At 70.0% G+C, this 12,304-nt stretch carries 13 protein-coding genes; 5 read left to right on the top strand and 8 right to left on the bottom strand.

Annotated elements, in window-relative coordinates:
* Window positions 1-167: 167 nt before the first annotated feature.
* Both AC3EN4_RS12630 and AC3EN4_RS12625 read right to left on the bottom strand, forming a co-directional pair.
* Window positions 168-1,124, bottom strand: a complete 957-nt coding sequence (locus AC3EN4_RS12630) for a hypothetical protein (RefSeq protein WP_435206101.1) — start codon at window positions 1,122-1,124, stop codon at window positions 168-170.
* A 112-nt stretch (window positions 1,125-1,236) separates the two neighbouring features.
* A complete protein-coding gene (locus tag AC3EN4_RS12625; protein WP_435206100.1) occupies window positions 1,237-1,416 on the bottom strand; it encodes a hypothetical protein in 180 nt (59 codons plus the stop codon).
* Window positions 1,417-1,580: 164 nt separating this feature from the next.
* On the opposite strand from AC3EN4_RS12625, the gene AC3EN4_RS12620 reads away from it, so the two are divergent.
* Window positions 1,581-1,928: a hypothetical protein gene (locus AC3EN4_RS12620; RefSeq protein ID WP_435206099.1), complete on the top strand. Its 348-nt coding sequence runs from the start codon at window positions 1,581-1,583 to the stop codon at window positions 1,926-1,928.
* A gap of 75 nt (window positions 1,929-2,003) precedes the next feature.
* On the opposite strand, the gene AC3EN4_RS12615 is transcribed toward AC3EN4_RS12620, so the two are convergent.
* The 3 genes from AC3EN4_RS12615 to AC3EN4_RS12605 all read right to left on the bottom strand — a co-directional run bounded on the left by AC3EN4_RS12615 (window position 2,004) and on the right by AC3EN4_RS12605 (window position 5,127).
* On the bottom strand, window positions 2,004-3,632 hold the full coding sequence (locus AC3EN4_RS12615; protein WP_435206098.1) for a hypothetical protein: 1,629 nt from the start codon (window positions 3,630-3,632) through the stop codon (window positions 2,004-2,006).
* Between the two features lie 118 nt (window positions 3,633-3,750).
* Entirely contained in the window at window positions 3,751-4,395 is a 645-nt protein-coding gene (locus tag AC3EN4_RS12610) for a dihydrofolate reductase family protein (RefSeq protein WP_422737633.1), read from the bottom strand.
* A 27-nt stretch (window positions 4,396-4,422) separates the two neighbouring features.
* Window positions 4,423-5,127 carry a dihydrofolate reductase family protein gene (locus AC3EN4_RS12605; RefSeq protein WP_435206097.1) on the bottom strand — a complete coding sequence of 235 codons (705 nt, stop codon included), beginning with the start codon at window positions 5,125-5,127 and terminating at the stop codon, window positions 4,423-4,425.
* Between the two features lie 130 nt (window positions 5,128-5,257).
* Between AC3EN4_RS12605 and AC3EN4_RS12600 the strand changes: the two genes are divergently transcribed.
* A complete protein-coding gene (locus tag AC3EN4_RS12600) occupies window positions 5,258-6,139 on the top strand; it encodes an LLM class flavin-dependent oxidoreductase (RefSeq protein ID WP_435206095.1) in 882 nt (293 codons plus the stop codon).
* Here the strand turns inward: AC3EN4_RS12600 and AC3EN4_RS12595 are convergent.
* The 3 genes from AC3EN4_RS12595 to AC3EN4_RS12585 are packed head-to-tail and all read right to left on the bottom strand — an operon-like array spanning window position 6,136 to window position 8,259.
* The gene (locus AC3EN4_RS12595) at window positions 6,136-6,567 is read right to left on the bottom strand and encodes an ASCH domain-containing protein (protein ID WP_435206094.1); all 432 of its coding nucleotides are present in this window, start codon (window positions 6,565-6,567) and stop codon (window positions 6,136-6,138) included. The two genes, AC3EN4_RS12600 and AC3EN4_RS12595, sit on opposite strands and share 4 nt — an antisense overlap.
* Before the next feature lie 57 nt (window positions 6,568-6,624).
* Complete coding sequence (locus tag AC3EN4_RS12590; RefSeq protein WP_435206093.1) at window positions 6,625-7,674, bottom strand: questin oxidase family protein; 1,050 nt, start codon at window positions 7,672-7,674, stop codon at window positions 6,625-6,627.
* 33 nt (window positions 7,675-7,707) lie between these two features.
* Window positions 7,708-8,259 (bottom strand): phosphoribosyltransferase family protein, encoded by a 552-nt coding sequence (locus AC3EN4_RS12585; RefSeq protein WP_435206092.1) that lies wholly within the window; start codon window positions 8,257-8,259, stop codon window positions 7,708-7,710.
* Window positions 8,260-8,446: 187 nt separating this feature from the next.
* Between AC3EN4_RS12585 and AC3EN4_RS12580 the strand changes: the two genes are divergently transcribed.
* The 3 genes from AC3EN4_RS12580 to AC3EN4_RS12570 all read left to right on the top strand — a co-directional run bounded on the left by AC3EN4_RS12580 (window position 8,447) and on the right by AC3EN4_RS12570 (window position 12,296).
* Window positions 8,447-9,082 carry a septal ring lytic transglycosylase RlpA family protein gene (locus tag AC3EN4_RS12580; RefSeq protein ID WP_435206091.1) on the top strand — a complete coding sequence of 212 codons (636 nt, stop codon included), beginning with the start codon at window positions 8,447-8,449 and terminating at the stop codon, window positions 9,080-9,082.
* Between the two features lie 101 nt (window positions 9,083-9,183).
* Window positions 9,184-10,311, top strand: a complete 1,128-nt coding sequence (locus AC3EN4_RS12575; protein ID WP_435206090.1) for a PP2C family protein-serine/threonine phosphatase — start codon at window positions 9,184-9,186, stop codon at window positions 10,309-10,311.
* Between the two features lie 128 nt (window positions 10,312-10,439).
* On the top strand, window positions 10,440-12,296 hold the full coding sequence (locus tag AC3EN4_RS12570) for an acyl-CoA dehydrogenase (protein WP_422740879.1): 1,857 nt from the start codon (window positions 10,440-10,442) through the stop codon (window positions 12,294-12,296).
* Window positions 12,297-12,304 lie beyond the last annotated feature (8 nt).

The following is a 12,304-nucleotide window of genomic DNA, read 5'->3' as shown; positions in this document are numbered from 1 at the left end:
TCCACGCTACGTGTCACCACGATGACATAGCGATCAAGTCGACGACAGTTCCACACGAAGCCCTTAGACGAAGGGGATCGGAGATACTCAGAAGGCGGCCAACCGAGTGCCCCACCATGCCGTTGCGGCAGTAGGTCCCGCACTCCAGCCATTCAGGGTCACTTCCGCTATGAGCTCAGCGCAACAGCCTGTAGCTGGTCAACGCAAGTGCGGTACCAAGTGCCTCGGATGAAGGCGTGCAGATCGCCGCCCCGGCAGGTGTAGCGGAGAGACTGTGCTTCGACGCCGTCGGGGAGCACGAGGCGGCACTGCCCGCCGATGCGGCGCACGCCGTCTCGGCCAGTGCGCAGCAGTGTCACCATGTCGTACTCGGGGCCCCAGCCCCCTAGAAAAGCTCGGTCCGCGCCGTTGACCAGCATGCTGTGCGCGGACTGATAGGGGGACGCCCCCCAATCCATAACCCTGTCACCCGACACCGACTGGATATGGAAGTCCGTGTAAGGGCAGAAGTGGGCAGTTTCGCCCTGCAGGTTGAGTGTGTAGCAGTCAGAAATGTACGGAAGCCCCGCGTCGTGCGGGTAGAGCCAGTCGACCGTCAGGTCTTGGTTGAACCTGGCAAGGCCGTGTCCCTCCGGCCCGCTTCCGCCCAACGCTCCCTCATCGAAATATCCGGCCCATACCATGCCGGACGGCGTTGTCTGAAGTTCCTCGATGGCATCACCGAGGTGGCCTCGGTGCTCCAGATCGCCGTCGCGCGTCCATACCTCACCGTTGATCGCGCCACCCTCGGTGCGACCTGCCGCCAGCAGGACCCGCCCCGCCGGCAGCGGTTGCACGAACGACACCCGGAGGTCTGTATCCACATCGATGGCGCTGACAATCCGGACTCCGTTGCCACCGAGATGCGCGGTCACCTGCTTGCGCCGAGAGGCGGTCCGGTGTGACCAGACGGCGAACGCCGTGCCGTCGGGCCCGACACCGACGGCCTCGGGCTCACGTTCCATGTCCGCGCGGTCTGCGGGCGTCAGAAATCCGTGGCGTTCCAGTGGCACAACCGGCAACTGCAATACCTCCAGCCGCCGTTGAAGGCTGGCCTGATCCCGTTCGCCTCGTCTCGTCGTCATCACGGCCATCATCGATCACCTGGCAATCGGATTTGCGAGGATCAGCGGACCAAAGGACGCTTGCTGGGAGCCAGTCGACAGCCCTGGTTGCTGTCCGCTCGTAGCGCAGCGTTCAGACGTTCAGCTCGGTCGAGGCGGCCTTGACGAAGACCGTTTCGGACACGCCGACGACGCCGGACGCGATCTCCGCGTGGTTGCCGGTCGCAGCCGGACGTACGTCGATGATTCCGCCGACACGCTCGGCAATCTCCGTCACGACTGCCCCAGGAAGCGCGGCCCATCCGCGGCGCATGGCTACCCCTTGGTCACTTGCCGCTGGCTGTGCGGGCTGGGCGGGCGGCAGTATTCGGCCTCGCCTACCAGAATTCCATGTCGATCCGGAGTCGGACGCATCGACGGGTGCCCCGGCCCTGTCGGCCGATTCCCCGCACCGAGGCACGTGATTAGCGTCCGAGCATGCCCCCGCCGCAGCAACCCCACCAGCCCGCCGTCCTGCCCAACCGTTCCGCCCCCGGTTCCTACCGGACGGTGTACGTACTCGCTGGCCTGGCCGCGCTCTGTTGGGCGGCCGCCGCACTGGGCGCTGCAATGATGGTTGACGCCCGCGACCTGCCCGAGGGGACGGTGACCCTCATCGCCTTCCTCTGGCTCGTCGGGTTCGAGATGCTCGCACTGCTGTTGCAGTTGATCGCGGCGTGGGAGCTGCGCCGGCGCAACTCGCCGGCAGCGGCCCTGTTCGTTCTCCTGATCGCGGTCGCCGGGGTCGTGGCGACGTTCGTGTTTCTGGACCGGTTCGGTTCGTGAGCGGTCCGTCCGGGTCGTCGACCCGGACGAAGGCCCCAGCCAAGGGATGTTCCCTGGCTGGGGCCTCGTTCGTGCTCAGCCCTCAGTGATGGTGAGAACCACCGGGCCACCCGGCAGGGTTTGGCTGTCCGAGCGGTCCGGCATGTTCCATGCGCTGCTCTTCTGGGCGGCATCGCTCACCCTGAAGCCCACCGTGTACTCACCCGGTGCCAGGCCCTGCCAGGGCAGGTACAGCCAGCTCGTCACGGTGCCGTCTTCGGCCTGGCTCGCGCCGCCTCCTGAACTCGACAGCACGTTGCCGTCGGTGTCGTACAGGTATACGTCCAGCCCGTCGATGGGTGCTACCTGCACCTGGGTCGTGATGGTCAGCTTCGGGGAGCCCTGGCCCACCTCACTCGCGGGCAGCGACGACGGATCCAGGGTGGCGCCCAGGACCACCGGCGGGTTGGGGCTCGGAACCCGCGTGATCTTGAGCCCCGGGTCGGGTGCTCCGAACGCCGTGCCGTACAGCGCGACCTTGCCGGCGCCGTCGACGACCGAAATACCCTGGACATCGCATTTTTCGGTCTGCCGGTAGACCATCACCGGAACGGCGATCCGACCGTCCGACTTGACGGTCGGGGCACCCCACTGGGTGCAGCCACCGAAACCGAGATCGACGTTGACCGCGGAAATGCCCTTGGTCGCACCGGTGACCGACATGGTGAGTTCCGCCATCACCTCACTGCGCCAGTTGTTGACCGGGTTCGGGCTGATCGCGAAACCACTCGCCTGGACCGTCGAGTTGAACGTCGTGGTGATCGACGGCGCAGCCGGATTCTTGTAGGTGGTGGTGCCGCCCGCGTTGTTGTGCAGAACCAGCGCGGCTACCCGCCAGTTGCCGGCATCCGCGCTCGCCGGCAGGGTGACCTCGATCGAACACGACATGTAGGTGCCGTCCCGATCGCCGCCGTAGACCCTGCCGCACCGGACACCGCTGCCGTACGGGTCGCGTTCCCAGGTGAACGGCATGGTGACTCCCGCTCCGCCAGGCCCGGCCAGCCGGATGGTGCCCTTCCAGAAACCGGACTCGTTGTCCTGCACCATGAAGTCGTACGTGACGGTGGCCGGGCCGTTCCCGACGTAGAAGTAGGGCTTACGCAACTGCCCGCCCAGGCCGATCGACTCGACCGAGGGGCCGGACGTGTCGATGAGCGTTCGCGCGGTGAACCGGTAGCCGAACGACTGCAACGCAGCGGCGGAGATGTTCGTGGTGCGGTCACCAGCACTGATGGTGACCTTGATGACCTCCCAGGTTGCGGTGGTCGCATCGGAGTACCTGCGCACCGGCAGGTGGTACGAGTAGGTGGACTCCTGCGGGGTGCCGGACTCGTAGGTGGCGTCGGTGCAACAGGTCTCCTCGAACCCGTAACCCGCGGTCCACTCGTGGCCGACCAGTGCGCCGGTCACCGAGCTGCGCATGCGCATCGTCACGGTGCCGTGGATGTAGGTCGCGTCCGGGTCCGTGTTGGTCACGGTCCAGGTGAGCTTGTTGGAGGCGTACTGCTCCGTCACGTCGACAACGGACTGCTCGAAGGCGAGGGCGGTCAGTGCCAGTCGTGGTGCCGCGGCGTGGGCAGCGGTGCCACCGAGCACGGTCGCGGAAACCGCGACGGCAAACGTCAGCGCGCCGTGGACCAATCGGCGCGCGAAGGTGACAGACATGAGGAGTTTTTATCAGTGAGCCACCGTTCAGGCTGCCCCATAACCGACTGCTGACCGGTCAATCAGCCCTGCAAAGGCCCGTTTCACCGAATGAAGCGCAGATCGTAGCCGACCACCGTCACCGCCTCCAGAACAGCAGGTGGGTGACTCCGCTGGAACTGGGCACCTCATCCAGGTGGAAGCGGTCGAGCAGGTCGGTGTGGCTGTCCCACAGCCGCTCGCCCCGGTGCAGGTCGACGGGGGCGACGGCGATGTGCATCGTGTCGACCAGGTCGGCGTCGAGGAACGCGCGGATGGTCGCCACCCCGCCGCCGAGGCGTACGTCCCGTCCGTCGGCCGCCTCCTTCGCCCGGGCCAGCGCCTCGGCGGGGGTGGCGTCGAGGAAGTGGAACGTGGTGTCGGCCAGGGTGAAGGACGGCCGTACGTGGTGGGTGAGCACGAAGACCGGCGTGTGGAACGGTGGGTTGTCACCCCACCACCCCTGCCACTCGTGGTTCTCCCAGGGCCCACGCTGGGGGCCGAACTTGTTGCGCCCCATGATCTCCGCGCCGATGTTGTGTTCGGCGTCGCGGGTCAGGTAGTCGTCCAGGCCCCGGCTGCCGCCGGGCTCGGTGCGGTAGACGAAGCTGGCGGTGGCGGCCCGCCAGGAGAACAGCGGGGTGGGGTCGGCGTGGCCGAAGGGCCGCTCCAGGCTCTGTCCCTCCCCGGTCCCGAACCCGTCGCGCGAGACGTTGAAGCACTGCACCCGCAGTAGCTGTGGCATGAAAACTCCTCTTGAGATCGGCGGACGTCAGTTGATGGTCGCCGTCGGGCCGCCGCCCCGACCCCGGTCGTCGAGTACGAGCGCGGCGCGACCGTCCACCACGTACCGGATGTGGGTGACCTGCGGCGTGTGGATGACCCGGGTGGGCGTCAGCTCGATCGCCTCCTTGTCGTCGAGGTCGAGGTCGGCGTCGAGGAGCCGCAGGCCGGTGCCGAGCACGACCGGTACGACGTGCAGCTCCAACTCGTCGAGCAGACCGGCCTTGAGTACCTGTCGCACGAGGCTGCCGCCGCCGGCCACGGCCACGTTCTTGCCGCCGGCCACGGCGCGCGCCTGTTCGACCGCGCTGGCCACGCCGTCGGTGACGTAGGTGAAGCTGGTGCCACCACCGCGCCGCAGGGTCTCGCGGGGCCGGTGCGTGACGACGAAGACCGGTGCGCGGAACGGCGGCTCGTCGCCCCACGGCACCTCGCCGCCGTCGGCCATCCGCCGGCCCATGACGTACGCGCCGGCCGCCTCGAACGTCTCGGCCATCACGTCGGAGTTGGCATCGCGCTCGCCGCCGGCGAAGCCCTGCCGCTCGCGCCAGGCTGCCGCCTCGGTGGCCCAGCGGGTGACCCGGAAGAAGCCGGCGGCCTCGGCCGAGTCGATCCAGTCGCCGTCGCCGTCGAACTGTGGGCCGGCGTAGAACCCGTCCAGGGACACCGACAGTTGCGCGGTCACCTTCGTCATCCCGCTACTTCCTCTCCTCGGGCGGCGCCCCGCGGGTGCCTGCTCGCAAGGAGGTCGGAGCCGATCGGGACGCCCCTACCGCGGCCCTTTGTGACCTGAGTCACTCCACGCTCCCGGTAGGCTGGCGATCATGCGGATTGGCATCGTGATCCTGCCGGACCAGCGCTGGTCGGAGTCGCAGCACCGCTGGCGGCAGGCCGACGAGTGGGGCTTCGATCACGCGTGGACATACGACCACCTGGGCTGGCGGGACCTGGTCGACGGCCCGTGGTTCGACTCCATGAGCACCCTGACCGCCGCCGCCACCGTGACGTCCCGGATTCGGCTGGGCACGCTCGTGGCGTCGCCGAACTTCCGCCACCCCGCCGCGTTCGTCCGCCAGATCACCACGGTGGACGACGTGTCGGACGGTCGACTGCTGCTCGGTCTCGGTGCGGGCGGGATCGGCTTCGACTCGGCGGTGCTGGGTGGCGAGACGCTGCCGCCGCGCCAGCGGGTCGACCGGTTCGCCGAGTTCACCGAACTGCTGGACCTGATCCTTCGCCAGGACGGCACCACCTGGCGGGGTGACTGGTTCGCCACGGTGGATGCCCGCAACAACCCCGGCTGTGTCCAGCAGCCCCGGGTGCCGTTCGTGGTGGCCGCCAACGGGCCGCGCTCGATGCGGCTGGTGGCCCGCTTCGGGCAGGGCTGGGTGACCACCGGCACCGGCGACGACAACGACCTGGCGAGCTGGTGGGACAGCGTGTCGACGCTGTCCGTGCGGATGGACCGGACGCTGGCCGAGGCCGGCCGCGACCCGGCGACCCTGGACCGTTACCTCCTGCTGGATTCCGCGCCGGTGTTCTCGCTGAGCAGCGCGCAGTTCTTCGCCGACCAGGTCGGTCGGGCCACGGAGCTGGGCTTCACCGACGTGGTGACGCACTGGCCGCGTGCGAGCAGTTGGTACGCCGGCGACGAGGCCGTGCTGGTCGACGTGGCGACCCGACTCCTGCCGGCGCTGCGCGGCTAGGTGCCCAGGTCCCCGGTGGCGACGCCGCCCTCGCCGCCGGAGACCAGTCGCAGGCGTAGGCAGACGATCGGGGTGTCCTCGTCGACGGGTGTGCCGAGCCGCGCCCAGTAGGCGGCGTGCCCCGCCCGCCACTCCTCGATCGAGCGGTCACCCTCACCCTCGGCCCGGGCGAAATCCCAGGGCACGTCGCCTAAGCGGACCACCTCGACGCCGGTGATCTCGACGATGCCGGCCAACGCGTCGTCGTCGTCGACGAGCGCCAGCCGTTCGCCGACCTGCTCCAGTTCCTCGTTCTCTTCGGCGTACTCGGCCAGCCGGCCGGCGGTCGCCGTCTTCACCCCGGCCAGCACCAGCGTGTTCAGGGTCGTCCGCAGCTCACCCGGCGTGCCGAGGGCGAGCGTGCGCAGGTCACCGATCCGAGGCCACATCCTGCCGAGGCTAGGCCAGCGTGGCCGTACCCGCCGCCGTAATTCGTCCGGCGCGGCTCAGATCAACTGCACGGCGTAGCCGGCGGCGTCGAGCAACCGCTGGTCGCCGGTGGTCGCGTGGGCGTCGAGGACCGCGTCGGCCAACTTGACCACGTGCGCGTCGCCGTGCCGGGCCGCCCGGGCGAACACCTCCGCCGGGGTCGCGGTGGCCACCGACGGCGGCGCGACCGCGTCGCTCGGGGCGTACACCGAGGTCACGGCCGCCGTCGCGGCCCAGGCCGCGGCGAGGCTCGGTGCCCAGAGCGCCCGGTCCAGTGCCGGCAGGGTACGCAGCACGGCGGTCGGCGCCGTCACCGCGTGCACCAGCATGACCGGCTCGGCGTGCCCGAAGCGCAGGTAGTCGAGGCCGGCGCGGTGCACGAGCGTACCGAGCCCGCGTTCCGCCTCACCCGGCGTCCGCGCGGGGCGCAGCGCCGCGAGCGCCGGTTCCCATCGGGGTACGCCCACAAGCCGGCCCAGCCGCTCCCGGATGCCACCGCTCTGGTCGTCGATCCGGGGCACCCCGGCCAGCGCGGCGACCACGTCCGGCCCGACGGTGCCGGGGTGGCCCGACGAGGCCGGTGCGAGCAGCCGGTCGGCGCCGGGCACCGGCTGCCAACGGGCCGCCCAGTAGCCGAGGGCCTGGCCCAGTTCGGTGAGCCGGGGCGGGTTCGCCCCGTGCAGGTGCAGGGCGCGTACCGCGTGTCCGACCCGGATCACCCCGTGGGTGGCGCCCGCCGCGATGCCGGGCAGCAGTCGGGGCCACCAGGTGCCGAGCACGTCCCGCCACGGCTGTTCGCGCAGCTGCCGGTCGAAGTGGGCCAGCCAGTCGCCGGCCCGCTTCGCGTCACCCAGCGCCGCCCGCCAGTCGTCGATCGGGTGCAGCCCGCGGGGTAGCTCGTCCAGCCGGGTGAGGTAGTCGTCCAGCCAGCGGTGCACCTGTCGCTCGTGTCCGTGCCGGGCCAGCGCCTCGACGGCCATCGGGCCGTGGTTGGAGAGCCACCCCGCGTATTCGGGGCCGGTGCGGTGCAGCCGTTCGTACGCCTCGTCGAGAATCCCGTCGCTCATGCGTCGATCGTCGAAGGTGAAGCGCGCTTCAAGTCAACCCGGCAGTTCCGCGCCCGTGATCAGACCGGTGATCCGCAGCGCGGCGGCGGTCTCCGGTGGGCAGTCGACGGTCACCACGGCCGCGCCGAGCACCTGCGCGCCGCGCGCGGCGCAGATGTCGTAGAGGGCGCGGATCTGGGCGCCGGTGCGTACCCAGTCGTCCACCACGAGCACCCGGTCGTCGGGGCCGAGGTGCCGGTCCCGTACGGCCAGGTCGACCTGCCGGCCCCGGTAGTCCGGCGGGCTCTGTGCCCAGGTGAGCGGGCCGGCCGGCAGCCTGCCGTCGCCGGGCTTGTGCGCGGCCACGAAGCCGACGCCGAGGGCGGTCGCGGCCAGCGGTCCGAGCAGCAGGCCGGTGACCGCGGGGGCGAGCACCACGGTCGGCCGGGCCGTCCGGTACGGGGCCACCAGGGCCGGACCCAGCTCGGCCAGCACCGTCGAGTCGCGCCACCAGCCGGAGATGTCGCTGACCAGGTGGGTGGCGCCCGGGCCCGGGTCGATCCAGCGGAACAGGGCGGCCAGGCGTCCGGTCAGCTCGGTGGGCATCGGTCCATCGTGCGGCACGGGTGCTCGGTGCGTCCGCACCTGGGCCGCTCGACCCATCCGCGCCTCGGATGATCGGCTATAGCTACGGGGCAAATCCTGGCATACCACCATGATCACGTTGACTTCGGAAGTGCTTCTCTCGTTACGGTCCGACCCGGTTTGTTCAATCGACGAAAGGACCGGGCCGGTGGCAGGTAGGCACTCCCGTAGCCGCATCTTCTCCTCTCCGGCGGGCATCGCGGCCACCGCGGCGGTCGGCGTCGCCCTGGCCGTCGGTGGCACGGTCGGTGCCGTCCAACTCGCGTCCGATTCCGGCCAGTCGGGGCAGGCGGCGCTGGAATTCACCCCCACCAGCGCCGGCAGCCTCACCCCCGGCTCCCCGACCCCCTCCGCGAGCGCCAGTGCCACCGCGACGCCGAGTGTGACGGCCAGCCCGTCCGCCAGCCGGTCCCCGCAGGCCGCCTCCCGGGGTAAGGCACGCACCGCGTCGCCGAAGCCGAGCCCCAAGGTCAAGAAGACCACGGCGGCGGCGAAGGTCCTCGACAGCGGCTCGTGTGGCGCCTCCTTCTACTCCGACGGGCAGCTCACGGCCAACGGCGAGTCGTTCAACCCGAACGAGCTCACCGCCGCGCACAAGACCCTGCCGTTCAACACCAAGGTCCGGGTGACCAACCCGAGCAACGGCAAGTCGGTCGTCGTGCGGATCAACGACCGGGGCCCGTTCATCGACGGCCGTTGCCTCGATCTGTCCCGGGCCGCCTTCGCCACCATCGCCTCGGTCGACGTCGGCGCGCTCACCGTTCGCTACGAGGTACTCGGCTGAGCGTATTTGAGAACGCCGATACGGTGGCAGGTGTGGGCCGGCCGGACAGAACATCCTCGGACGACGGGCCAGGTTCATTCACCGGTTCACGTCGATCAGGCATGCTGTCCCTCGTACCCACGCGACTCCTCCAGTCGGGCCGTAGCCCGCTGAGCCCCGGATCCCGCGCCGGCCTCGGCGCGGCCGTCGTCCTGCTCGCGATCGTCTCGATGCTGGAGCTTGCCGACGGCCGTCGGGCCCACTACGTCGCGCTCCTGGCCGCCGCCCCGATCCTGGCCGCCGCGCTGGCGGCCTGGCGGGTGGTGCTGGGCGTGGGCGCCGTGGCGACCGTGATCGGGATCGCCTTCGCGGTGACCGATCCGAAGATGATGTTGGTGAACTCGGTCAACATGGTCGCCGTCGGGCTCGCGAGCGGGCTGGCCGTGGCGGTGGCCTGGGTACGACAGCGGCAGGCGGAGCAGATCGCCGAGCTGACCAAGCTCGCGTCGGTGGCCCAGCAAGCGGTGCTGCGTCCGCTCGGACCGCAGATCGGCATGCTCTCGGTGGCCGGTCGCTACATCTCCTCCACCGCCACGGCCGAGATCGGCGGTGACCTGTACGAGGCGATCGACACCCCGTACGGCGTCCGCATGATCATTGGTGACGTACGCGGCAAGGGGCTGGACGCGGTTCGCCTGGCCAGCATCGTCCTGGGCTCGTACCGGCACGTCGCCTACGAGCGGGCCGACCTGCGTGCCGTCGTCGCCGACCTGGACCGCGCGGTGGCCCGCAACGTCGGCGACGAGGACTTCGTGACCGCCGCGCTGGTCGAGGAGCGGGGCGGCACCCTCACGATCGTCAACTGCGGCCACCCGTCGCCGCTGCTGCTGCGCCGGGGCGCGGTGATCCCGTTGGAGCCGCCGGCGCCGGCGCCGCCGCTCGGTTTCATGCCGGCGGTCCGGCCCCGGGTGGAACGCCTGGAACCGGGCGACCGGCTGCTGCTGTTCACCGACGGCCTCGGTGAGGCCCGTCGGGACGGCGAGTTCTTCCCGACCGCCGACCGGGCGTGGCGGCTGCTCGGACACGGCACGGTCGCCGACGGGCTCGCCTCGCTCGAAACCGCCCTCGTCGAGTGGGTGCACGGCCACCTGGACGACGACATCGCCCTGGTCCTGATGGAGTACGTCGGTTCCCGTACCGGGGTGACGTCGGCCGTGCCGAGCTGGGAAGTCGGCGCCGCCGAGAGCTGAGCGGGCCCACCGGACGGAAACTGTGTAATCGCCGTCACTTATGTGATCGGGTTGTCGCTGCCTACCCGTGAGTAATACAGTCGTGGTTACTGATCGGTAACACCTGTCCGGAAGCGGGACCAGTGAGCATGACCCACTACAAGAGCAACCTTCGGGACCTCGAGTTCAACCTGTTCGAGGTCTTCGGGGCGGACCGGGCGTTCGGCCAGGAGCCGTACTCGGATCTCGACATCGACACGGCCCGGAGCTTCCTCGCCGAGGTGGACCGCCTCGCCCGCGAGGACCTGGCCGCCAGCTACACGGACAGCGACCGCAACCCACCGGTCTTCGACCCGGCCACGCACACCGCGCCGCTGCCGGAGTCGTTCAAGAAGTCGTACCAGGCGTTCATGGACTCGGAGTTCTGGCGGCTGGACCTGCCGCCGGCCCTCGGCGGCACCAACGCCCCGCGCGCCCTCTGGTGGTCCCTCGCCGAGCTGGTGCTCGGCGCGAACGCGCCGGTCTGGATGTACGCCTCCGGCCCCTCCTTCGCGCACGTCCTGCACGTCGAGGGCACCGAGCGGCAGCAGGGGTGGGCCAAGCTCTTCATCGACAAGCAGTGGGGCTCCACGATGGTGCTCACCGAGCCGGACGCCGGCTCGGACGTGGGCGCCGGCCGTACCCGGGCCGTCCCGCAGCCCGACGGCAGCTGGCACATCGAGGGCGTGAAGCGCTTCATCACCTCGGGCGAGCACGACCTGAGCGACAACATCGTGCACTACGTGCTGGCCCGCCCGGTCGGCGTGGAGGGCGTCGGCGGCCCCGGCACCAAGGGCCTGTCCCTCTTCGTGGTGCCGAAGTTCCACTTCGACGAGACCACCGGCGAGCTGGGCGAGCGCAACGGCGTCTACGCCACGAACGTCGAGCACAAGATGGGCCTGAAGGTCTCCAACACCTGCGAGGTGACCTTCGGCGAGCACGGCGTGCCGGCCAAGGGCTGGCTGCTGGGTGACAAGCACGACGGCATCCGGCAGATGTTCATGATCATCGAGTACGCCCGGATGATGGTCGGCACCAAGGCGATCGCCACGCTCTCCACCGGCTACCTGAACGCCCTCGAGTACGCGAAGAACCGGGTGCAGGGCGCCGACCTGGTCCAGCAGGCCGACAAGACGGCCCCGCGGGTCACCATCACCCACCACCCGGACGTGCGGCGCTCGCTGCTGCTGCAGAAGTCGTACGCCGAGGGCCTGCGGGCGCTCGTCTGCTACACCGCGAGCTGGCAGGACAAGGTCGCCATCGCCGAGGCGGCCGGCGACGAGAAGGCCACCAAGCTGGCCAAGCGCGTCAACGACCTGCTGCTGCCGCTGGTCAAGGGCGTCGGTTCGGAGCGGGCGTACGAGCTGCTCGGGCACGAGGCCCTGCAGACCTTCGGTGGCTCCGGCTTCCTCCAGGACTACCCGCTGGAGCAGTACGTCCGGGACGCCAAGATCGACACCCTGTACGAGGGCACCACCGCCATCCAGAGCCTGGACCTGATCTTCCGCAAGATCGTCCGGGACAACGGCAAGGCGCTGCTGGCGGTGTCCGGCGAGATCCAGGAGTTCATCTCCACCGAGGCGGGCAACGGCCAGCTCAAGGAGGAGCGGCAGGCGCTCGGCAAGGCGCTGGCCGAGATCCAGAACATCCTCGGTGTGCTGACCGGCTGGCTGGGCGAGGCGCAGGCCGGCGACCCCCGCGCGCTCTACAAGGTGGGCCTGAGCAGCCGGCGGTTCCTGCTGGCGATCGGTGACCTGGTCGTCGGCTGGCTGCTGCAGAAGCAGGCCGACGTGGCGCTCAAGGCCCTCGCCGGCGAGGTCTCCGCCACCGACAAGGCGTTCTACACCGGCAAGGTGGCCGCCGCCCGGTTCTTCGCCCGTGAGGTGTTGCCGCGTATCGGTGCCGACCGGCGGATCATCGAGGGCACCGACCTCGACATCATGGACCTCCCGGAGGAGGCCTTCTGACCGTGCCA

The sequence above is a fragment of the Micromonospora sp. bgisy143 genome, assembly GCF_057708145.1.
Note: the sequence above shows the minus strand (reverse complement) of the source record. Positions and strands in the feature narration are given on the sequence as shown.

Bases quoted from the DNA above. Each gene is read 5' to 3' on its own strand.
- AC3EN4_RS12605 (WP_435206097.1), bottom strand. From the start codon at position 5,127: ATGACGAAGGTGACCGCGCAACTGTCGGTGTCCCTGGACGGGTTCTAC.
- AC3EN4_RS12620 (WP_435206099.1), top strand. From the start codon at position 1,581: ATGCCCCCGCCGCAGCAACCCCACCAGCCCGCCGTCCTGCCCAACCGT.
- AC3EN4_RS12625 (WP_435206100.1), bottom strand. From the start codon at position 1,416: ATGCGCCGCGGATGGGCCGCGCTTCCTGGGGCAGTCGTGACGGAGATT.
- AC3EN4_RS12585 (WP_435206092.1), bottom strand. From the start codon at position 8,259: ATGCCCACCGAGCTGACCGGACGCCTGGCCGCCCTGTTCCGCTGGATC.
- AC3EN4_RS12610 (WP_422737633.1), bottom strand. From the start codon at position 4,395: ATGCCACAGCTACTGCGGGTGCAGTGCTTCAACGTCTCGCGCGACGGG.
- AC3EN4_RS12615 (WP_435206098.1), bottom strand. From the start codon at position 3,632: ATGTCTGTCACCTTCGCGCGCCGATTGGTCCACGGCGCGCTGACGTTT.
- AC3EN4_RS12600 (WP_435206095.1), top strand. From the start codon at position 5,258: ATGCGGATTGGCATCGTGATCCTGCCGGACCAGCGCTGGTCGGAGTCG.
- AC3EN4_RS12575 (WP_435206090.1), top strand. From the start codon at position 9,184: ATGCTGTCCCTCGTACCCACGCGACTCCTCCAGTCGGGCCGTAGCCCG.
- AC3EN4_RS12595 (WP_435206094.1), bottom strand. From the start codon at position 6,567: ATGTGGCCTCGGATCGGTGACCTGCGCACGCTCGCCCTCGGCACGCCG.
- AC3EN4_RS12590 (WP_435206093.1), bottom strand. From the start codon at position 7,674: ATGAGCGACGGGATTCTCGACGAGGCGTACGAACGGCTGCACCGCACC.
- AC3EN4_RS12570 (WP_422740879.1), top strand. From the start codon at position 10,440: ATGACCCACTACAAGAGCAACCTTCGGGACCTCGAGTTCAACCTGTTC.
- AC3EN4_RS12630 (WP_435206101.1), bottom strand. From the start codon at position 1,124: ATGACGACGAGACGAGGCGAACGGGATCAGGCCAGCCTTCAACGGCGG.